Consider the following 21,647-nt stretch of genomic DNA (forward strand, 5'->3'; position numbering starts at 1 on the left):
GACAGATTTTAGATATATTTAGGGAGAAGGTGGTTCATATTGAATATCTGCATGTTTATTCTGCCAAGCCTTAAATAATTGGCTGTTAGGCCTAGCAAGAAATAAGTCCCAGGAAACAAGTTTTATGGCTAATTTTTCTAAGGCTTGTTTTTTGGAAGAATGTTTTTTTGATAAAAATGCGGAAGCAAGTTCTTGCAATTTTTCGAATGTAGCTTTTTTCGTTGCGAAAGTATCTGACTCGTCACTTGAAACTAAATTAGTTATGTATTCTTTATATAATTCTGAATTACCTAAGTTGTTTTCAGCAGCAAATAATTTCTTTATTTTATCTAGTGAGTCTGCAAGCGCTTCCACTATCGTTCCAACTCTACCCGTTGCAGTAATAAAAAAGGTTCCTGCATCCGCTTCAATTGCTTTAACTTGTGCATGAGTAATCAGCTTGAGTGATTTGGACTGGCTTTGATTAATATATTTTATACACTGATTCACACCATTGCATATCAATGTTCTATCCCTGTCTGGAATATTATTATGAATTGGATCAAAAGCGATATAAATTATCAGACCACGTGTTTCTGTTAACTGCTTTAAAAAATTAAATAGCATAGTAACGAATTCAGTGCCGCTAGCCAATGCATCTTCAATTTCTATATTTTCTAAATAATGCTCACTAACGGAATGATACAATTCAATCTTAGAATTGTTGTCCTCTCGATAAATTAAACCAACGCCTATACACGCCGTAAGATTGCTAGTCCAGAGATAAGGCTCCTCATAATTTCTCTCGGAGAATTTCCTATCCGCCCCATAACCAATATGGTTTATCTTATTGTTAAAAATATCGAATTCCTTATCTTTATGTGTGACCTTAGTTTTCTTCTTTAAAAAAAACATAAGCGCCCCCGATATAAGGGTAATAATATTAGTATATCGTTTATTAACTATTTTTTTGGAACTGCAGTTTTTAAAGAGATAAGCATGGGATAGTGCACTACCTAAGAGAAAATTATTCAGTATAATGTCCTAAAGAATGTCTAAAATAATTTCATATGAAAAACATTAGCTTAGAGGATTATCTAAACAAGACAAATATTAACATTCCTTCTTTACCCAATTTATCATCAATAGAAAAAATTAATTTATTAAAAGATATTTATTTTGCGCATGTTAAAACTTTTCCCTATTCCAACACTGCATTGCGTAGCATTGCTCGACAACATCCAATCCAGAGACCCAAGTTGTCTTTTTTTAGTTACAAGAATTTGCTCTCTTCTGAACCCGATGGTTATTGTTTCCAAACCGCAGCCTTACTCAACGATGCCTTAGAGCAGCTAGGATATGAAACCGTATTTTGTGCTGCACGTGTTCTCGTGGGAGCTCCGATTAATTCACCGGCAATAATGACACTGCCAGCCACCCATCTAGTGTTAGTCGTAACTATTGACGAACAGAAATTTCTTCTCGACCCCGGCATGGGTTCTTCTGCTCCTCGCTTTCCCATACTCATTACGGGCAAAAGTGATTCCATTACACAAAATGAAGATGAATATAAGTTTTATCCCACCGATGGTGTGCATGTGCTTGAAAGAAAAACCAGTCAAGGTTGGCTTCGCTTAATGCAAACGGATTTGGAGCCGATAAGTGAAAAAACTGCACAATTCAATTTACTCAAACTTCAACTCCATCCAGATCCCATCCCCATTCGCGACACGAAAACAGTCTTTGGCGTAATCACTCCAAATGGCCGTAAAACATTAATTTGGGATGTTCAATCGAATCAATTGAAATTTTCCAAACAAGATGGTGCTGAATCCATATACAAAACCCTAACCTCTTTTGAGGAAGGAGTACAAATATTGGCTGAGGAATTCGATATACCTAACATGTCAGCAGAGACTTTAAAAATACACTGCTCGCAAACTGTTCTACCCAAACCACAAAAACCGTGGACGGTTAATTTTCCCCTTGATGAAGCGGAATTGAGTAAGATGGCAGAAAATTTAACCTTTAAGGTGTAATAGAAGACACTATGTTGAAGTTTTCTCATGCTAGTCATATACTTAAAACGTAAATACAAAAACAAGGATATGTTTTAAAGAGGTTGATTTGTAAGGAAACTTATGGGCCAACTGTATTTACAGGAATTTAATAATGTAAAATTATTAAATTTTCCGCCAGTATATTATGGGTTGAGCTATTCAAAACCCGCTTATAATAATTCAACCTTTAATGAAGCCTTTCCTACGTACCTTTTTAAAAGCTCAAACAGTTTAACCACCACAGTTCAAAGTAATTTTTTTACTTGGGCACCCAGTAAAGCTTCCTCAATAGGAATATGGACGGATATTTTTAATAAAGCAGAAGAAATTGAAAATCTTGATGGTTTTAGCTTTGTAATTATCGATCCCTATTACACACAAGGTTCTTTAGCTGCCAACTACCCTACCTTCTATTATGAATTAAGAATTATTGATAATCTCCCAGAATCAACTTTTTTTAACATTCCTTTTTTATCTAGCTTTGACTTAAAATTTGTTGAAAGTAATTTTTTAAACCCCTCACTTGGTATACCCATCGTCGATCGAACTGGCTCACCTACTCTTATTGATTTTAAATCTCAGGTATTAGTGAGCATTGCCGGACCTGCAAATGTCATCGAAGGAGAAGCAACCACCAATTACACCGTCAGTTTAAGTCATCCTGTTCCTGCGGGTGGTTCTATCACCGTAAATTTAACTTACAGCGGCGTGGCTCAAGACGGCAGTGATTTTACGGGTGTAGCATCCGTCGTCATTCCCGCAGGTAGCAGTAGTGCAACCTTTACCATTCAAACCCTGGACGATGCCTTAGCCGAAGGCAGTGAAAATTTTACCGTAAGCATTGCCTCCATTGTTGATAATGGCAACAGTTTCGAAGCAATAACCGCAAACCCTGCTGCGGATGAAGTCACAACCACCATCACCGATCAAATTGGTTCTGATAATCCTCCTGGGTCTGAAGATCAAGTATTAGTGAGTATTGCCGGACCTGCAAATGTCATCGAAGGAGAAGCAACCACCAATTACACCGTTAGTTTAAGTCATCCTGTTCCTGCGGGTGGTTCTATCACCGTAAATTTAACTTATAGCGGCGTGGCTCAAGACGGCAGTGATTTTACGGGTGTAGCATCCGTCGTCATTCCCGCAGGTAGCAGTAGTGCAACCTTTACCATTCAAACCCTGGACGATGCCTTAGCCGAAGGCAGTGAAAATTTTACCGTAAGCATTGCCTCCATTGTTGATAATGGCAACAGTTTCGAAGCAATAACCGCAAACCCTGCTGCGGATGAAGTCACGACCACCATCACTGATCAAATTGGTTCTGATAATCCTCCTGGGTCTGAAGATCAAGTATTAGTGAGTATTGCCGGACCTGCAAATGTCATCGAAGGAGAAGCAACCACCAATTACACCGTCAGTTTAAGTCATCCTGTTCCTGCGGGTGGTTCTATCACCGTAAATTTAACTTATAGCGGCGTGGCTCAAGACGGCAGTGATTTTACGGGTGTAGCATCCGTCGTCATTCCCGCAGGTAGCAGTAGTGCAACCTTTACCATTCAAACCCTGGACGATGCCTTAGCCGAAGGCAGTGAAAATTTTACCGTAAGCATTGCCTCCATTGTTGATAATGGCAACAGTTTCGAAGCAATAACCGCAAACCCTGCTGCGGATGAAGTCACAACCACCATCACCGATCAAATTGGTTCTGATAATCCTCCTGGGCCTGAAGATCAAGTATTGGTCAGTATTATTGGACCTGCAAATGTCATCGAAGGGGAAGTAACCACCAATTATACCGTCAGTTTAAGTCAAACCGTTCCTGCGGGTGGTTCTATCACCGTAAATTTAACTTATAGCGGCGTGGCTCAAGACGGTAGCGATTTTACCGGAGTGGTATCCGTCGTCATTCCTGCTGGTAGCAGCAGTACAATTTTTACCATTCAAACCTTAGATGACACTTTGCTAGAAAGCGATGAACCTTTTACTGTTTCTATTTCTTCCGTAATCGATAACAACAATAGTTTTGAAGCAGTTTTGGTTGATACGCAAAGCGATAGTGTTGAGACAGTTATTATCGATAATGATGTTCTTGAATTTACTAGCTCAGGAGATTCGCTTTTATTGTCAACATCAGGAACCTCTACTCTTCCTAATTTCGAAGGTGCTTACGGACTGAGTGCATTAAATCCCGTTCAGGGCGATCTTACTGGTTTAATTAACAGTTTAATTGCACCTGGAGGATCATTAGCCGGTGACAGTTTTGAGAATGCTTTGTCACTGATTCTTGCACAAGAAGGCGTGGCTTATAACACTGACGTGGTTCGCTTAACTGATAATGGCTCAATCAATGATTTCTATTATGAAAGAGCATTTAACGGCAGTGAAAACTTTATTAGCTATCAGAATGCATCTCCCTCTGCCTTATTTGGCTTATTGCCTGTATCCACTCAATTAGCGCTTTTAGGATATAACATTAATGCCGTGGATGATTTAGGAGCAGGCAATTTATTATTTACAACAACGGCGGGAGGACAATTACCTACTTATGATGCCACCACAGATACGTTCGGTAATTTAACTTTTAATAATGAAGATGTCATTTTAGCTACTCGACAAAAAGGAGGCTATTATACCTATGAAATATTCCTTAATGGCCTTACTGATGCGGGTTTGGATGATAGTTTATTGAATGTACCCGGCATCATTCAAGAATTCATGATTGATGGATTGGCTTATAATGGCAACCTACAAAATGGAACACTCTATTTTTCTTTATCCAATTTAACCGATGTGGACTTAACTACTCTTCTTAACCTTGATATTCCTGGAGGAATTTTTGGTGAGGGTGGCGATATTTACTCTATTCAACGAGTAAATGGAGCATGGCAATCAGATTCGACTGATGTATTTTTTCGAGCGGAAGACTTAGGCTGGAGTAATGAATTGCTCGAACAAGCACTTGTGGATTTAGCCGCTTTAGATCCGGGCTCTGCTCTTGCCAATGCGATTAATGCCTTGCTGGGAAGTGGGGGTGTTCTGCAGTTTTTTGATATTGATGCTATCGATGTCGATGGTAATTCATTGTATTTTTCCGTGGCTTCATTATTAGATGTAGAGTTAATTGATTTACTTGCCGGTGTGATTACCGATCCTCTCGACCCTCTTTACGCACTAACTCTACGGGGTGAAGATATTTATACAATTAGCAGAGACAGTGCTGCAAGCCCATGGAATATCGATACTTTCGATTTATATTTGGATGGTAGTGCCTATGGTTTAGGTTCCAGCAGTGGTCTCTTGGGAGATTTGTCCGATAATATTATTGAGGATGTTGATGCATTCTCCCTTTCTCATGATGCTCCCCAAATCGATACAATTTTCTTCGGCACAAGCGGTGGCGGTAATGAAAGACAAGTGGGCGGCTCCTATGATGCACAAACTCTATTGCAGGTGAATAATGGTACTTTTTATGAGTCTTTTAATTTAGCTACCCTGACCAACGGAACCGTAACCAACAATGAAATCACTGCCCTCCATGTACTGGAAAATGGTAGTGTCTTATTTGCATTAGTATCGATGGCTAATCTCCCTGGAGCAGTCACCGCGCAACCTTATAATATTATGGCGTGGGATGGAGAGACTTTTTCCGTTTATTTCGATGGCTTAAGTCAGGGTCTCTCAGCCGCAGCGAGCATACAATCATTATTTGTTATCCCTGAAGGAGACTTAAATTCAGGCAGTTTATTGATGACACTTGATAATCAAAGTTCATTGCCTGGTATCGGTATTCTTACTAATCAGGATATTGTTTTATTTAATCCTGATACAAGCAGCTATAGTCTGGTATTGGCGGGAGAGAATATCGGTATCGAAGATATTTCAGCCCATATTGTTATAAACACTGATTTATCTAACAGTATCGATACCTCTATAAATGATTTATTTTCTCCTGTAACCACTGAAGTAGCTGAGTCCTTAGAAACCCAATTACTGGCTTTACAAGTTATTTTGGGAAATTTAAATACCGAGTTACAGCCAAATGGCGCAGTCGGCGGCGTGATTGCCCTCTTACTGGGGACGGTAGGCGACCTACTAAATTCTGTAAATACATTAATCACTTCACTACAGATAGAATTAACTGATAATTTAACCCCCGTAATCGACGGTATCTATGCTGATTTAAATAGTGTCTTAACAGAGCTTAATAATCCTGTTAATGCCGCAATATTTGCCCTGGAAGGCATTAGTGTGGCAGCTGCTTCAACGCTTACTCAGGATGCTATGACCTTAACTCAAAATGTGTTGACACCGCTTGCCGCCGGTAGCGATACCATTACCCAGGGAATCGATACACTTACCACAGATTTAATGTCACAATTGGATGTTGGAACAACGCATGATTTATCCGTGTATGATATTTCTATTGATGCCTTGCATCGTTTAAATAATGGTGATTATTTACTATCTTTTTCCCAGCAATTACGTCCAGATTTAAATTTAAATCTAACCCTGGATACTTCCTTCTTTGATGACCAGACTGTTTTAGATCTAAATTTGAGTACTGATATACAAACTCTTGTCAATCAATTAGGTGTAACAGCAGATAATATTTTAACGCCCGTATTGGATGCTAATTTAGTCAGTAATATTTTAGCTAGCGCCTTACCGACCGATCTGGATTTAATTGGTAATAATATTTACCGTTTCGCACAAGATAGCACCGGGCAATGGCAATTTAGTTTGTACTTTGATGGCACAGACCACGGTCTTGATAATGGCGGCGCAACAGATACCGTGCTCGATTACGTTAATGCCAACTATACTGATTTAAGCCTTCTTGATTTACAAAACTTAGGATCACTTGATTTAAATTCTAATGAAAATATAACCGCATTATATGTCTTTGAGGCAGCCACAGACGGCACTATTAACGGCTCTGTCAGTAATGATTTACTCATTGGCCAGGATAATGTTAATAACAACATTTATGGCGGTAGAGGGGAGGATGTCATGATAGGTAAATCAGGCGCCAATAATTATCTTTTCGATCAGGGTTCTTTAAATACGGCTACACCCGAGCGCGATGTCATTCTTGATTTTAATACTGAGAAAGGAGATAAGCTGTTATTTTTTGAAGACATCTTTGGTGGTATCTCGCCTAATGCCACTGAATTAGAAGACCTTGTTGACATTACTACGATTAGTACAGGTACTGGAACAAATAATAGTTCTCTTTTGAGCCTCCATGCCATGGATGGAGGACCCGTGGTGCATGAAATTTTATTACAAGACTATATCCCTGCCCTTGCAACACCAATGACAGATATTGTCTCTGTTATGGGGGGGTAGATTTAGAAATCCGTTATTGAACATTAACCTCTGACTTCAGTAAGTTGCAGGTTAACAATTCAGAGATTAATAATGCTGGATTGGTATTTATTTTAGGTATTTTTGCGTGTATCCCAGAGAGAAATCCTTGATTTTCTGCGCTTTCTATAAATGAAAATAATCCATCAAAATAACCATTAATATTTAAAAATCCAATGGGTTTATCTAAAACACCATCTTGATAGCATTCCAGGTATCAAAAGCCTCTTCTAAAGTACCTAAACCTCAGGCATCACAATGAATGCATCCGCTTTTTGTTGCATTAATATTTTTCTTTCTTGCATCGTCTTGGTGAACTAATTCATCTAATGAAGCTAAAGGTTGCTCCTGGGGGAGCTTCCCGCCCCCGCAGGCATAAAACCTGATATAACAACATGGTCATTAAAAATTCAATAAATCGTTCAAAAATGTAAAGATATTTCAAGACAAAGACTCACGCTACTTAGCACCTGTATTAACAAATTTTTATTTTCTTTTTAAAACATGCTCCCATGCTTTTTCTTCAGCTTCATTTTTATAAATTTCTTTATTGGTTAACTTCGCTGATTTTTTATTAGTTTTACTCGTTTGATGCTCGCCAGGCTTATTGAAGGTTTTATTAATCCTTTCTACAGCATGAGGTTGAGGATTCTGATAAGTTTTCATAACTGTCCCTTTTTTTATGTAATTATCTTAAGTATAGCTTGCGGGGAATTCGAACCATGAAAAATTAGCACATATTGCATATAATATAATCAACCATGGTTTGCAAAGGATGGCTATGAAAACCATTTTGTTTTTATGGTTTATGAGCATGAGTTTCATATCTTCAGGCGCCGTCATTTTCATTAAAGGGCTACCCATGGCCTTGGAACATAGAAATGAAGTTTATATTCTTCCTCCTATAGTCCCAGCCAATGCTATTACCTTATACATCACTATGGATGGTATTAATAAAATATGTGTTTTAGACCGCCACACTAACGCCGTCTTTGAGCAAATTAATCAAGTTAACTTTTTACTTAGTGGCGTTAAAACAGAATGGAATTGTTACGCTTATGAAACCACGGTGATTAAAGTTCTTCCGTGGTAGAAATTAACTTGCAGTCACTTTAATAGTTTGTATTTTTTCAGTATTTGCAAAATAGTAATGTGGTTTAATTGTTTAAACCACATTATATTTATCGTACTGGCGATTCTTTTACATTCTAGGACCAGGTCTAGGACTTTCACTTTGTTGAGCGTTTTTCCAATTTTTCCAGGTTTCTCTATTTTCAGGTTTTACTAGAAAATCTTTTGCACCGGTTACTAGCTTCATACGCGCATTTGCGCCCTCTTCGTCTCCGAGATTTCTATCAGGATGGTGCTTTAATGCCATCTTTTTATAGGCAGACTTTATTTTTTCCTCTGCCTCGTTTGCATTCATAGAAGATAATTCATCCCCATCTAAACCCAGGATTGCATAAGGGTCCGTTTCTTCACCCATGTTAAATGGAGGTGTAGAAATATCCTGCTGGTTTGGAGCACTACTTTGTTGCCGATTGTAGTCGTGAACTAATTTTTCATAAATATCACGATGCGTCTGGAATACACTATATCGTTGTTGTGGGCTTAACCGTGACCAAAAAGCCTGGTTTTCGCGGAGAAAGATTTTTCTAATCAAGGCAGGATCGTTGGCTTTTGAGCAGATATCAAATAAGTTGTGATGCAAAAGTTTCTCTTGAACTTTATCAATGGCTTTTTCAAGCAAAGGTTCAGCAAACATTGCAGCTAACAAATCATTTGCCTGTTTGGGCGTTAATTGCGGTTTGGCTGCAGGTGAAGGCCGCGGGCTTTGAATATTATTATAGACCTCATTAAATTGCGAAATTAATATTTGTCTCTCTGTTGGATGAAGCATTTTTCCCACATGAGAGCATTTAAACATAGCAGCAATGATTTTAGGATCTGAAAGTTTTAAACAATATTCAAATAAACTGCGATTTTTAGATTGAAGTTGATTTGCAATATTAGCGCCTGAAGTTAAATTATTATTCAATAGAAAAATCGCCCTTTCCATAAATTGATTGGCCTCGTTAGAAGGTATCGGCCGTAATTGGTTTCCTCTAACAACTACTGGGTCTAAGGTACGATAGGCACTAGCGAATACGCCGATGACCGCTTGTCTTAAAGGGGCGGATAAAAATGAGTTGGTTAGCATGGAATTGATTACATGATTATCATCCACCCGTGATAATAATCGTAATAAGCTCTGGCCTTGTTCTTTCAATTTTTGCTCAATATAAGCCATAGCTTCTTTAGATCTGGCAGCATCTAATATCCCTTTTACAAAGTTGTTGGAGTTACTATCTGAATTAACAGATCGCTCTTCTCTGGCTTGCATACTATATCCTCCCAATTCTGCATAATTATTATCCAATAATAAACTTGTGTGAGGATGAGGTTACGTACGCATTTTTACACTATATGGGTTATTAATACCCATCTATTTTTGGATAGCCTAATTAAGGTAGGAATTGTCACTAAGAAATAGATTGAAAGAAAAAATATTCGCAAGACCATACGCGTCGTTAAGCTATGAGGCGACAGTTAAAGTCGCCTCATTACACAATATGATGATCAGAGCTTTCGCATGGCTTATAAGTCTACTTTTTGTCTAACCAAGGCAGATCTCCACCTGGAAAAGGTGGATGTTGGGGCAACCCCCAATCCGAGTCCTGATCTCTACGGCCACCAGAAATATTTTTTAAGTCCTCGTTTTTTACAGTTTCTTTATTTTTATTTTTTGAGGGTTTTTTGGAAGGTTTTTTCATGATTTAGGTCCTATAAAATATACTTCTTAAGCATTTCAAGCTGGATTAGATGCCTAATCAACCTGCCATTTAAAGACCCAGATTATCCTCTTGGCGGAGGCTTTAGTGGAGCCGATGGTATAGTCTCAGGGGGGAAATCGCCAGGCCTAGCCGCTCCACTTCCTCCAGAAACATTCTTTAAATGTTCTTTCTGCATTTTTTCTTTGGTTGATTTTTTTGAAACGTGAGAAGACTTTTTCATGATTTTTTCCTATAACAAAGGAAGTACTTTCTAATCATAGTTCAAAATTAATGCAAAAGTATTTATACATATGCGGTCAAGCTCTACTAAACCACTTTTTAGTGTTTGTCCTACATAATTCAATTTTAACTCACAAAATGCTAAGCAAATTTTTACTTGGTGATATACTCGGGGACTATTTTTAATATCAATGTTAGAGGCACAACCATGATTCGCTGCCATCTCGCTCGCATGATGGGCGAACGCAAGATGCGTATTGCCGACGTTGCCAGAGAAACGGGTTTGAGCCGTGCCAGGGTAACTTTGCTTTATAAAGAAACGGCCCAGAAAATGGACCTGAAAGCCATGGAGAAGCTGTGCCTGCTGTTTGAATGCCAAGTAGGCGAGCTACTTGAACTAACCTCAAAATAAACAGGTTGCCCGTTAAAAGATAATGATCATCCAATAAGATATTTAACGGCAACGAGCAAAAGAATTTACACGGGAAAATAAAATGACAGGTAATCAACAACGTGCCGCCCTACAACGCCAAATCTGGGCTATTGCCAACGAGGTGCGTGGCTCAGTAGACGGCTGGGATTTCAAACAATATGTCCTCGGAACCCTGTTTTATCGCTTCATCAGCGAAAACTTTGCCCTTTATATTGAAGCAGATGACGATAATATTCATTACGCCGAGCTTCGCGATGATGTTATCACGCCAGACATCAAAGACGATGCCATAAAAACTAAGGGCTACTTCATCTACCCCAGCCAGTTGTTTGCCAATGTTGCTAAAAACGCCAACAGCAACGAAAACCTGAACACCGATTTGGCCACGATTTTTTCTGCTATAGAAACCTCGGCCAATGGCTATCCCTCCGAAGGCGACATCAAAGGTCTGTTTGCCGACTTCGATACCACCAGTAACCGACTCGGTAATACCGTTAAAGACAAAAACAGTCGCTTAGCGGCGGTATTGAAAGGCGTAGCAGGTTTGGATTTTGGTCATGATTTTTATGAAAAAAGTGATGCCGCCCAGATTGACTTGTTCGGCGATGCTTACGAATTCCTGATTTCCAACTATGCCGCAAATGCTGGTAAATCCGGTGGAGAATTCTTTACCCCACAGCACGTTTCCAAGCTGATTGCCCAGCTTGCCATGCACAAGCAAACCAGCGTCAATAAAATTTATGACCCTGCCTGTGGTTCCGGCTCACTGCTGCTGCAAGCCAAAAAGCACTTCGACGCCCATATTATTGAAGAGGGCTTCTTCGGTCAGGAAATCAACCATACCACCTATAACCTGGCACGGATGAACATGTTTTTGCACAACATCAATTACGATAAGTTCAATATACAGCTGGGCAATACCTTAATAGACCCACACTTTCTTGATGACAAACCCTTTGATGCCATCGTCTCTAATCCGCCTTACTCGGTGAAGTGGATTGGCTCAGATGACCCAACCCTGATTAACGATGATCGCTTTGCCCCAGCGGGTGTATTAGCGCCCAAGTCCAAAGCTGACTTTGCCTTTGTGCTGCATGCACTCAGTTACCTATCCAGTAAAGGCCGTGCCGCCATAGTCTGCTTCCCCGGTATTTTTTACCGTGGCGGTGCCGAACAAAAAATCCGCCAGTATCTGGTGGATAACAACTATGTGGAAACGATCATTTCACTCGCACCCAACCTGTTTTTTGGCACCACTATTGCGGTGAATATTCTGGTGTTGTCCAAACATAAAACTGATACCTCCACCCAATTTATTGACGCCAGTGGTTTATTTAAAAAAGAAACCAATACCAACACGCTTACCCATGAGCACATCGAACAAATCATGCAGGTATTTGATAGCAAAGCAAATGTGGAGCACTTCGCCCAGTCCATACCTTTTGAAACCATAGCTGCCAACGACTACAACCTGTCGGTGAGCAGTTATGTGGAGGCTAAAGATAACCGCGAAGTGGTGGACATTACCCAGCTCAATGCCGAGATTAAAAATACTGTTGCTAAGATCAACCAGCTACGTAACGATATTGATGCCATTATTGCAGAAATCGAAGGCGAAGAGGTTCGGGCATGAGCGATATGAGTTATATAAAAAAACTGCTCGATGGGGTTGAGGTGGAGTGGAAGGCGCTGGGAGAAGTTGGCGAATTCATACGTGGTAATGGTTTGCAAAAAAAAGACTTCATTGAAACTGGATTTCCTGCCATACATTATGGGCAAATTCATACTAAATACAATTTGACAGCCGACGAGACTTTTACTTATGTATCAGAAGAGTTAGCGAAAAAATTAAGAAAAGCGAACAGGAATGACCTTTTGCTTGCGACAACGTCAGAAAATGATGAGGACGTTGTGAAGCCTCTCGCATGGTTGGGAAGGCAAGCCGCAATTTCTGGTGATATGATGCTATTTCGACATGAACAAAACGTTAAGTATTTAGCGCACTATTTTCTAACGGAAGGATTTCAAGCCCAGAAAAGAAAATATATATCTGGGGCGAAGGTTCGCAGAGTTTCTAGCGGTGATCTGGCTAAAATAATCGTGCCCATCCCCTGCCCAGAAAACCCCAAAAAATCGCTAGAAATTCAAGCAGAAATAGTCCGCATTTTGGACGCCTTTACCGAGCTAACCGCCGAGCTAACCGCCGAGCTTAATGCCCGCAAAAAACAATACAACTACTATCGCGACCAGTTATTGAGTTTTGATGAAGGGGAAGTTGAGTGGAAGACGTTAGGGGAACTGGCGGAGAATCTTGATTCGATGCGGAAACCAGTAACGAGTGGATTACGAGAAGTTGGTGAAATTCCATATTACGGCGCATCTGGAATTGTTGACTATGTAAAAGACTATATTTTTGATGGTGACTTCTTACTTGTTTCAGAAGATGGCGCAAATTTGCTGGCAAGGAGTACGCCAATAGCATTTAGTGTTAGCGGCAAAAGTTGGGTAAATAACCACGCTCATATACTAAAATTCAATACTTATGTTGAGCGTCGGTATGTTGAATATTATCTAAATAGTATCGACTTAACACCATACATCTCGGGGGCAGCTCAACCAAAGTTAAATCAGAAGAACTTAAACAGCATTAAAATTCCAAATCCTTCACCTGAAGAAAAAGCACACATCGTCGCCACCTTGGATAAATTCGACGCTCTAACCAACTCTATCAGCGAAGGCTTGCCGCGCGAAATTGCATTGCGCCAGAAGCAATATGAATATTACCGCGATTTGTTGTTGAGTTTCCCGAAACCGGAGTGTGAGGCAGCGGACTGATATGGGCCAGACACTAAGGGAAATAGCACAGCAACTAAAAAACGCCAATAAAAAAGTGCAGTTGATCTATGCTTTTAATGGTACGGGTAAAACACGCCTTTCGCGAGCCTTTAAGGAACTAATTGCACCAAAAAATAATAGCGAGGAGGGAAGTGAGGAAATAGATCAACCTGAGTCGTCACGCAATAAAATACTCTACTACAACGCCTTTACGGAAGACTTGTTTTATTGGGATAATGATTTAGAAAGTGATGCTGAACCCAAGCTAAAAATTCAGCCCAACTCATTTACCGACTGGATTCTAAAAGAACAAGGACAAGATCGAAATATCATTGCCAATTTTCAGCGTTATACAAATGACAAGCTTACTCCTCGCTTTAATGAAGAATATAAAAATCAAGACAAAGATGGAAAAGAGGTTACAGTAAAAGCGTTTTCAGAAGTGACTTTCTCCTTTGAACGGGGTAACAATGAACACTTGGGCAACCTGAAAATATCCAAAGGTGAAGAAAGTAGCTTTATCTGGAGTATTTTCTATACTCTGATTGATCTAATAATTGAAGCGCTTAGCGAAGTCGATCTTGACTATCCCGAGCCTACGCCATTTGATGAACTTAAGTATGTTTTTATTGATGATCCGGCAAGTTCACTGGATGAGAATCATTTGATTGAGCTTGCCGTCGATCTGGCTGAGCTTATTAGAAGAAACCAATCTGAAGTTAAGTTCATCATCACAACCCACAACCCACTTTTTTATAATATATTACAGAATGAACTTGGAAGTGATGATAAAAATACAGGTTATAAAGCTAAAAATTTCAAGAAATATCGCCTCGTAAAGAATGAGGATGGACTATCAAAGCTTGAAGAACAACCTGATGACTCGTCTTTTTCTTATCACTTGCACCTAAAATCAGAATTAGAAAAAGCCCTCAATAGCAATCAGTTAAGTAAATATCATTTCAATTACCTGCGGAACATTTTGGAAAAAACGACTATTTTTCTTGGATTCAAACGGTGGGGCGAGCTGCTGCCTCAATCGAATACAGGGGAAGCTAACCTTTACGAAGCAAGAATAATGAACTTGCGTAGTCATTCAAAGTACGCAGGTGAAGAGGTGAAAGAACTTAACGAACAAGAGAAAATTGTTTTAAGTCGTTTAATTAAGCACTTGGATAAAATTTATAAGCCTGACCTAAAAGATGTCGCTGAAGGCTAGAGGAAGAATCATGACCCACTACAAACCTATCGCAGAATCAAACCACTTTATCGTTCTGGATAAATATCAAAAAGAATGGAAAGTGAGCGAAGGCTACCAAAGCGAAGAGGCCTTAGAGCGCGAATTGATTCAGGATTTGCAAAATCAAGGCTATGAGTATCTGACTAGTTTAAATAACCCTCAGTCCATGCTCGCTAATGTTCGGGTGCAATTAGAAGCGCTTAATAACGTGGTGTTTAGTGAGGGTGAGTGGCATCGTTTTGTGGAGACTTATCTGGATAAGCCTAGTGACACCATCGTGGATAAAACCCGAAAAATCCACGATGACTATATTCACGACTTCGTTTTTGATGATGGCCGCATTAAAAATATCTCTCTGCTGGATAAAAATAACATCACCCGCAACAAAGTTCAGGTGATCAAGCAGTTTGAACAAACCGGTAGCCATGCCAACCGTTATGATGTAACTATTCTGGTGAACGGATTACCGCTGGTACAAATCGAGATAAAAAAGCGAGGTGTTGCCATACGTGAAGCCTTTAACCAGGTACATCGTTATAGCAAAGAGAGCTTTAACAGCGAGAATTCGCTCTATAAGTACTTGCAGTTGTTTGTCATCTCAAACGGCACCGATAGTCGTTATTTTGCGAATACAACCCAGCGCAACAAAAACAGCTTCGATTTCACGATGAACTGGGCTAAAGCAGATAACAGCTTGATTAAAGACCTGAAAGACTTTACCGCCACTTTCTTTCAGAAGCACACTCTACTTAAAGTGTTGCTCCATTATTCCGTATTTGATGTGAGTGACACATTACTCGTTATGCGCCCCTACCAGATCGCTGCCACCGAGCGTATTTTGTGGAAGATTGAAAGCTCGTATCATGCCAAAAACTGGAGCAAACCCAATAGTGGTGGTTTTATCTGGCATACCACCGGCTCGGGTAAAACCTTAACCAGCTTTAAAGCCGCACGTTTGGCTTCAGAACTGCCATTTGTCGACAAAGTGTTTTTTGTGGTTGACCGAAAAGACCTTGACTACCAGACCATGAAAGAATACCAGCGCTTTTCACCCAATAGCGTGAACGGCTCAGACAGTACCGCAGGCTTAAAGCGTAATCTAGATAAAGATGATAATAAGATCATTGTCACCACTATCCAGAAGCTCAACAACTTGATGAAAAGCGAAGGCGATCTACCCATCTACAATAAGCAAGTGGTGTTTATTTTTGATGAATGCCACCGCAGCCAGTTTGGTGAAGCCCAGAAAAACCTGAACAAGAAGTTCAAAAAGTTCTTTCAGTTTGGCTTTACCGGTACGCCCATCTTCCCGCAAAACGCTTTAGGTGCGGAAACCACCGCCAGCGTTTTTGGTCGTGAATTGCATTCCTATGTGATTACCGACGCAATACGCGATGAGAAAGTGCTCAAGTTCAAGGTGGACTATAACGATGTGCGCCACAAATTTAAGGCTATTGAAATTGAACAAGATGAGAAAAAACTATCTGCCTCTGAAAACAAAGAGGCGCTGTTGCACCCAGAGCGTATTCGCGAAATTTCCCAGTACATTCTGAACAATTACCGCCAGAAGACCCACCGATTGCAAATGAACGCCAAAGGCTTTAATGCCATATTCGCTGTGAGCAGTGTGGATGCAGCTAAGCTTTATTATGAGTCGCTGAACAAGTTACAAGCCGATCCTTTGTATAAATACAAGGACAAACCGCTGAAAATTGCCACCATATTTTCCTTTGCTGCCAATGAAGAACAGGATGCACTGGGTGAAATTCTGGATGAAAGCTTTGATGTATCAGCTATGAATAGCAGCGCCAAAGAGTTTTTAAACGCGGCGATAGGCGATTACAACACCTTTTTTAAAACCAATTTCAGTGTCGATAGTAAAGGCTTCCAGAATTACTACCGTGATTTAGCCAAGCGGGTGAAAAACAAGGAAATCGATTTGCTGATAGTGGTGGGAATGTTCCTTACCGGCTTTGATGCCCCTATGCTTAATACACTGTTTGTGGACAAAAACCTGCGTTACCATGGTTTGATACAAGCCTTTTCGCGCACCAATCGCATTTATGATGCCACCAAAACGTTCGGTAATATTGTTACATTTCGAGACTTGGAAAAGGCAACCGTGGATGCTATTACCCTATTTGGCGATAAACACACTAAAAATGTGGTGCTAGAAAAAAGCTACAAAGAATACATGGAAGGCTTTACCGATGTGGTGACGGGTGAAGCCAGACGCGGTTTTATGGATGTGGTAAGAGAGCTAGAACAACGTTTTCCTGACCCAAGTGCCATTGAAAAAGAGTCTGATAAAAAAGATTTTGCCAAACTTTTTGGGGAATACCTGCATGTAGAGAACGTGCTGCAAAACTATGATGAGTTTGCCAGCCTTAGAGCGCTGCAAACCCTTGACCTGAATAGCCCAGAGGCGGTAGAAGCGTTTAAAGCGGAACATTATTTGGATGATGAAAAACTGGCTGAGTTACAATCCATACGCCTGCCAGCTGAGCGAAAGATTCAGGATTACCGTTCTACCTATAACGACATTCGGGATTGGCAGCGCCGACAAAAATTAGCTGAAGAGAAAGAAAAATCAACCATTGACTGGAATGACGTAGTGTTCGAGATAGACCTGCTGAAATCCCAAGAGATCAACCTCGATTATATTCTGGAACTGATTTTTGAGCACAACAAGAAAACCAAAAACAAAGCCGAGTTGGTTGACGAAGTGCGCCGGGTGATCCGCGCTAGCCTCGGCAACCGCGCTAAAGAAAGCTTAATCGTGGATTTTATCAATCAAACCGACCTGGATCAGATTGGCGAAAAGTCCGGCGTGATCGAAGCGTTTTTTTCCTATGCCCAAGCTGAGCAGCAACGAGAAGCCGATGAGCTAATAAATGCAGAAAACCTGAATGCCGAAGAAGCCCGACGCTATATCGCCTCTTCACTCAAACGGGAGTACGCCAGTGACAAAGGCACAGAACTTAATGCCATTCTGCCTAAGATGAGTCCATTAAATCCGCAATATCTCACCAAGAAACAGAGTGTATTTCAAAAGATCGCCGCGTTTGTTGAAAAGTTCAAAGGAGTGGGCGGAAAAGTTTAGTAAAGAAACTAAGCAGTACTTATTATCGAGTCCAAAGCACGAGTCGAAATGTCGTTTGCTAATATAATCAAATAAATGACATTTTCTACAAGGCAGCCCAAAGTGACTAAATTCTCCTAAAATTTTGGGCAGATATTGGGTACTTTTTCAAAAATTTTGGGCATATTCTGGGTGATTTTTGAGCCAGCAGAAAACCACGAAAGACAACCCTATCAACCAAAAAATGGGATTTAACTTGTTGATCTACAAGGGTTTATGATGGTCATTGGTGGTCAGGAATGGTTTTTATAATTGGTGGAGGCGGCGGGAATTGAACCCGCGTCCGCAAATCCTCTGCCGTCAGCTCTACATGCGTAGCCTTGTCTATTAAGTTAACCGTGGCCTCTCCGACAGGCAGGATCGAACACGGCGATTCCCTTAGTTTAACACCTTAACTCGGGACGGGCTAAGATGCGAGCTTATCTCTTATGACCGTTGATTCGATACCGATAAGCGGGCTCGGTCAACGGGGCGCTGGTTTTATGGCAGCGCACGATTGGTAACTATCAAAGCTTACGCAGCGATAGCACCAGCAAAGTTTTCATCGTTTGCATTTATATTTAATGAGTCTGATTTACGAGAGTTCTCATTCTCGGCATGCACCTCAGGTTTCGCAACCCACGTCGAAGCCAGGTCGCCCCCTTTGCTGTACAATTTTAATTATAACACAAGTCTAGTCAAGCGGTATGATCTCACGCTGTATTTTTATTGAGTTTTACATTGGCTATCAGTGCAACTTACCAAGGGTAGAACTTCTATTACTTTGGCTAACCACCGATTATCGTCAGCACGACTTAGCGTATTTACTCGACCATAAAGCTTACTATTCGTTTTGCAATGAATAAGATTTGCCAATTTCTCATTACAATTTAATAAGAAATACTCCCGTCCACTTGAAACCGTTTTTACATGATTAGCACTTAGCAATTTGCCAAAGGGTTGCTCGCTATGCAAAACCCCTGTAATTACTTTTTGCGGTAATGCTTTAAAATTCATGGTGATTAGCGCAATCTCGACCACCACTGCTTCCTTTTTTGCACGTGCAATTTCAATATTGTTACGTTTTTTATTGCTGTCCATAAGCATTAAAATACCGCGCGAATAGGTATGATTTAATTCATTTTCTTGTTTGTAAATTACCTTGATTTGCGCTTGACGCTGATAATATTTTTCTAAACCGAATGTCATTAGGGGCTGGGTTAATAAAAAATCAAATGGCTTTGGTAACCTTGCTTCAGCAATTTTTACCAGCTTGTTTTCACCAAAAACTTTTAAAAACTGATTAGAACCAGCAAGCGCAACAGCCGCAGTTGCAAGATTTAAACAAGCGCAGTAAATGCTAAGCATTAATAGAATTTTTTTACGAAGTAACATGTTAACTCCGAGAGTGCACTTTAAGGCATAACCCTGTTATGCCTTAATTTTTTTAGCTTTTAATGCCGTTATGTCGCAATAAAGCGTCTACTGTAGCGGGTCGACCACGAAAAGCCTGGTAGGCGTCAGCTGCTTTTTTAGAACCACCAACTTCCAGGATAGTATGTAAGAAATCACGCCCTGCCTTTGGCGAAAAAATACCTTCTTCTTCAAAACGAGAATAGGCATCGCTGGAAAGTACTTCTGCCCATTTGTAACTGTAGTAACCTGCAGCATAACCTCCACCAAAAATGTGAGAAAAACTATGTTGGAAGCGATTATAATCAACAAGCGGCACAACCGTTGTTTGTTTACGTACTTCTGCTAGCGTTTTGGCAACAAAATCTTTTTGCTCAGAGGAAAACTCTTGGTGAATACGAAAATCAAAAATTGAAAATTCTAATTGCCGCATCATTGCCATCGCCGATTGAAAGTTTTTAGCAGCCAGTAATTTTTCAAATAGCTTTTTGGGTAATGGCTCTTTGGTATCCACATGCTCTGCCAGCAAAGCCAAGGCTTCCTCTTCCCAACACCAGTTTTCAAAAAATTGGCTAGGTAACTCCACGGCATCCCATTCAACACCATGAATACCGGAAACACTTAAATAGTTCACTTGCGTTAGAACATGGTGTAAACAATGGCCAAACTCATGGAATAATGTGAGCACTTCATCATGAGATAAAGTGGCGGTCTTGTTAGCGGCAGGCTTGGCGAAGTTACAAGTCAGCGTGGCGACAGGTAATTGCAAAGATCCATCGGCCAATTGCCAACGGCTTTGGCAAGAGTCCATCCAGGCTCCACCGCGCTTGTGGGGTCTGGCAAACAAATCGACATAAATATGTCCACGAACATTATTCTCTTCATCGAGGATGCAATAACACTTAACATCGGGATGCCAAACATCAACCCCTTTCACTTCGTTCATCGTCATCCCATAAAGCTTTTTCACAATGGCAAACAGACCAGGCATGACTTTAGTGAGTGGAAAATAAGGACGTAATTCTTCCTGAGAAATGGCATAACGTGCTTGCCTTTTTTTCTCTGACATATAAGCAACATCCCAAGGTGCCAGTTTACTAATGTTATGCTCTTTCGATGCGAATTCTTGTAATTTTTTAAATTCTTCGGTTGCCTGACCGTGCGCCCGCCAAGATAAATCATTAAGAAAGTTTCGCACTTGCCCAGTTGACTCAGCCATCTTTGTCGCTAAAGATAATTCCGCATAATTGGCAAAACCTAATAAATTCGCCTTTTCATGACGTAGCTCAAGCATTTCATTAATGACTTGCGTATTATCAAATTTGCCAGCACTTGGCCCTTGCTCCGAAGCACGAGTCACATAGGCATGATACATTTCTTCACGTAAAGTACGATCATCTGCATAGGTAATAATCGCAACATAGCAAGGGAACTCCAGATTAAACACCCAACCTGCCACTTTTTTTTCTGCAGCTAATTCACGAGCGGTATGCACTGCGTGTTCAGGTAAGCCTTTTAATCGCTCTTCGTCGGTAATATGAATACTAAATGCCTGTGTGGCATCCAATACATTATTTTCAAATTGATTCGATAAGGCAGATAAACGGGTTTGAATGGCTTCAAAGCGCTCTTTTTTCTCTTTTGATAGAGCAACGCCTGATAATTCAAAATCACGCAGCGTATCATCAATTATTTTTTGTTGTGCATCGTTTAATTCTTTTTTATCCAGCGATTTAATGGCTTCATAGAGCTGCTCGTTGTGACCAATAGCCGCCTCATAAGCTGACAACCTGGGCAAGCAGGCCTGATAACAATCACGCAAAGCCTTTGAATTTACCACTGCATGTAAATGGGACAGCGGCGACCAAAACCGCTCTAATTCATCATCGTATTTTTCAAGATGCGTCATTAGATTATCCCAGGTATAAGGCTTAGGATGGGTCAGGATTTTGCTAATTTCTTCTAAATGAGCCTGTAACATTGTTTCCAGGTTTTTTTCGAAACTAGCAATATCAATCGTTGAGAATGAAGGTAACGTCATTAATTAATGCTCCCAATGCAAATTTACTAGCATAGCATTGAATCAATCACTGCTCCATGCATGACATTGTGCCTGTTGCAGGAGGCTCTTCGCTATACTCAGGTG

General features: G+C 40.4%; 16 protein-coding genes and 1 other RNA gene. 8 read left to right on the forward strand and 9 right to left on the reverse strand.

Features of this window, described 5'->3' with window-relative positions; translation table 11 throughout:
- Positions 1 to 18 precede the first annotated feature (18 nt).
- On the reverse strand, positions 19 to 894 hold the full coding sequence (locus PXX05_RS12420; RefSeq protein WP_275088510.1) for a hypothetical protein: 876 nt from the start codon (positions 892 to 894) through the stop codon (positions 19 to 21).
- A 155-nt stretch (positions 895 to 1,049) separates the two neighbouring features.
- Between PXX05_RS12420 and PXX05_RS12425 the strand changes: the two genes are divergently transcribed.
- Positions 1,050 to 2,018, forward strand: coding sequence for an arylamine N-acetyltransferase (locus PXX05_RS12425; RefSeq protein ID WP_275088511.1), 969 nt, complete (start codon positions 1,050 to 1,052; stop codon positions 2,016 to 2,018).
- 102 nt (positions 2,019 to 2,120) lie between these two features.
- On the forward strand, positions 2,121 to 7,388 hold the full coding sequence (locus PXX05_RS12430; RefSeq protein WP_275088512.1) for a beta strand repeat-containing protein: 5,268 nt from the start codon (positions 2,121 to 2,123) through the stop codon (positions 7,386 to 7,388).
- 13 nt (positions 7,389 to 7,401) lie between these two features.
- Here the strand turns inward: PXX05_RS12430 and PXX05_RS15100 are convergent, their stop codons facing one another.
- Together PXX05_RS15100 and PXX05_RS12440 are read right to left on the reverse strand one after the other, a co-directional pair.
- Positions 7,402 to 7,620 (reverse strand): LOG family protein, encoded by a 219-nt coding sequence (locus tag PXX05_RS15100; protein ID WP_338034442.1) that lies wholly within the window; start codon positions 7,618 to 7,620, stop codon positions 7,402 to 7,404.
- A gap of 272 nt (positions 7,621 to 7,892) precedes the next feature.
- Positions 7,893 to 8,072: a hypothetical protein gene (locus tag PXX05_RS12440; RefSeq protein WP_275088513.1), complete on the reverse strand. Its 180-nt coding sequence runs from the start codon at positions 8,070 to 8,072 to the stop codon at positions 7,893 to 7,895.
- Between the two features lie 115 nt (positions 8,073 to 8,187).
- Here PXX05_RS12440 and PXX05_RS12445 point away from each other — a divergent pair, with 115 nt between their 5' ends.
- Entirely contained in the window at positions 8,188 to 8,499 is a 312-nt protein-coding gene (locus tag PXX05_RS12445; protein ID WP_275088514.1) for a hypothetical protein, read from the forward strand.
- A 108-nt stretch (positions 8,500 to 8,607) separates the two neighbouring features.
- Here PXX05_RS12445 and PXX05_RS12450 read toward each other — a convergent pair whose 3' ends face one another.
- From PXX05_RS12450 to PXX05_RS12460, 3 genes are all read right to left on the reverse strand, one after another.
- The gene (locus PXX05_RS12450) at positions 8,608 to 9,789 is read right to left on the reverse strand and encodes a J domain-containing protein (protein WP_275088515.1); all 1,182 of its coding nucleotides are present in this window, start codon (positions 9,787 to 9,789) and stop codon (positions 8,608 to 8,610) included.
- A 262-nt stretch (positions 9,790 to 10,051) separates the two neighbouring features.
- The gene (locus PXX05_RS12455; protein ID WP_275088516.1) at positions 10,052 to 10,219 is read right to left on the reverse strand and encodes a hypothetical protein; all 168 of its coding nucleotides are present in this window, start codon (positions 10,217 to 10,219) and stop codon (positions 10,052 to 10,054) included.
- Positions 10,220 to 10,301: 82 nt separating this feature from the next.
- A complete protein-coding gene (locus PXX05_RS12460; protein WP_275088517.1) occupies positions 10,302 to 10,460 on the reverse strand; it encodes a hypothetical protein in 159 nt (52 codons plus the stop codon).
- Positions 10,461 to 10,619: 159 nt separating this feature from the next.
- On the opposite strand from PXX05_RS12460, the gene PXX05_RS12465 reads away from it, so the two are divergent.
- From PXX05_RS12465 to PXX05_RS12485, 5 genes are all read left to right on the forward strand, one after another.
- On the forward strand, positions 10,620 to 10,871 hold the full coding sequence (locus tag PXX05_RS12465; RefSeq protein WP_275090517.1) for a helix-turn-helix domain-containing protein: 252 nt from the start codon (positions 10,620 to 10,622) through the stop codon (positions 10,869 to 10,871).
- Positions 10,872 to 10,953: 82 nt separating this feature from the next.
- Positions 10,954 to 12,525, forward strand: coding sequence for a type I restriction-modification system subunit M (locus PXX05_RS12470; RefSeq protein ID WP_275088518.1), 1,572 nt, complete (start codon positions 10,954 to 10,956; stop codon positions 12,523 to 12,525).
- Positions 12,522 to 13,727 (forward strand): restriction endonuclease subunit S, encoded by a 1,206-nt coding sequence (locus PXX05_RS12475; protein WP_275088519.1) that lies wholly within the window; start codon positions 12,522 to 12,524, stop codon positions 13,725 to 13,727. The genes PXX05_RS12470 and PXX05_RS12475 overlap by 4 nt, the downstream gene beginning before the upstream one ends.
- A gap of 1 nt (position 13,728) precedes the next feature.
- Positions 13,729 to 14,946, forward strand: coding sequence for an AAA family ATPase (locus tag PXX05_RS12480; RefSeq protein WP_275088520.1), 1,218 nt, complete (start codon positions 13,729 to 13,731; stop codon positions 14,944 to 14,946).
- 10 nt (positions 14,947 to 14,956) lie between these two features.
- Complete coding sequence (locus tag PXX05_RS12485) at positions 14,957 to 18,070, forward strand: type I restriction endonuclease subunit R (protein WP_275088521.1); 3,114 nt, start codon at positions 14,957 to 14,959, stop codon at positions 18,068 to 18,070.
- Positions 18,071 to 18,362: 292 nt separating this feature from the next.
- Here PXX05_RS12485 and ssrA read toward each other — a convergent pair.
- The 3 genes from ssrA to PXX05_RS12500 all read right to left on the reverse strand — a co-directional run bounded on the left by ssrA (position 18,363) and on the right by PXX05_RS12500 (position 21,542).
- Positions 18,363 to 18,751: a transfer-messenger RNA gene (gene ssrA / locus PXX05_RS12490) on the reverse strand.
- A gap of 63 nt (positions 18,752 to 18,814) precedes the next feature.
- Positions 18,815 to 19,483 carry a hypothetical protein gene (locus PXX05_RS12495; RefSeq protein WP_275088522.1) on the reverse strand — a complete coding sequence of 223 codons (669 nt, stop codon included), beginning with the start codon at positions 19,481 to 19,483 and terminating at the stop codon, positions 18,815 to 18,817.
- Between the two features lie 52 nt (positions 19,484 to 19,535).
- Positions 19,536 to 21,542, reverse strand: a complete 2,007-nt coding sequence (locus PXX05_RS12500) for a M3 family metallopeptidase (RefSeq protein WP_275088523.1) — start codon at positions 21,540 to 21,542, stop codon at positions 19,536 to 19,538.
- Between the last annotated feature and the right edge of the window lie 105 nt (positions 21,543 to 21,647).

The organism is Legionella cardiaca (assembly GCF_029026145.1).
Taxonomy (GTDB): Bacteria; Pseudomonadota; Gammaproteobacteria; order Legionellales; family Legionellaceae; genus Tatlockia; species Tatlockia cardiaca.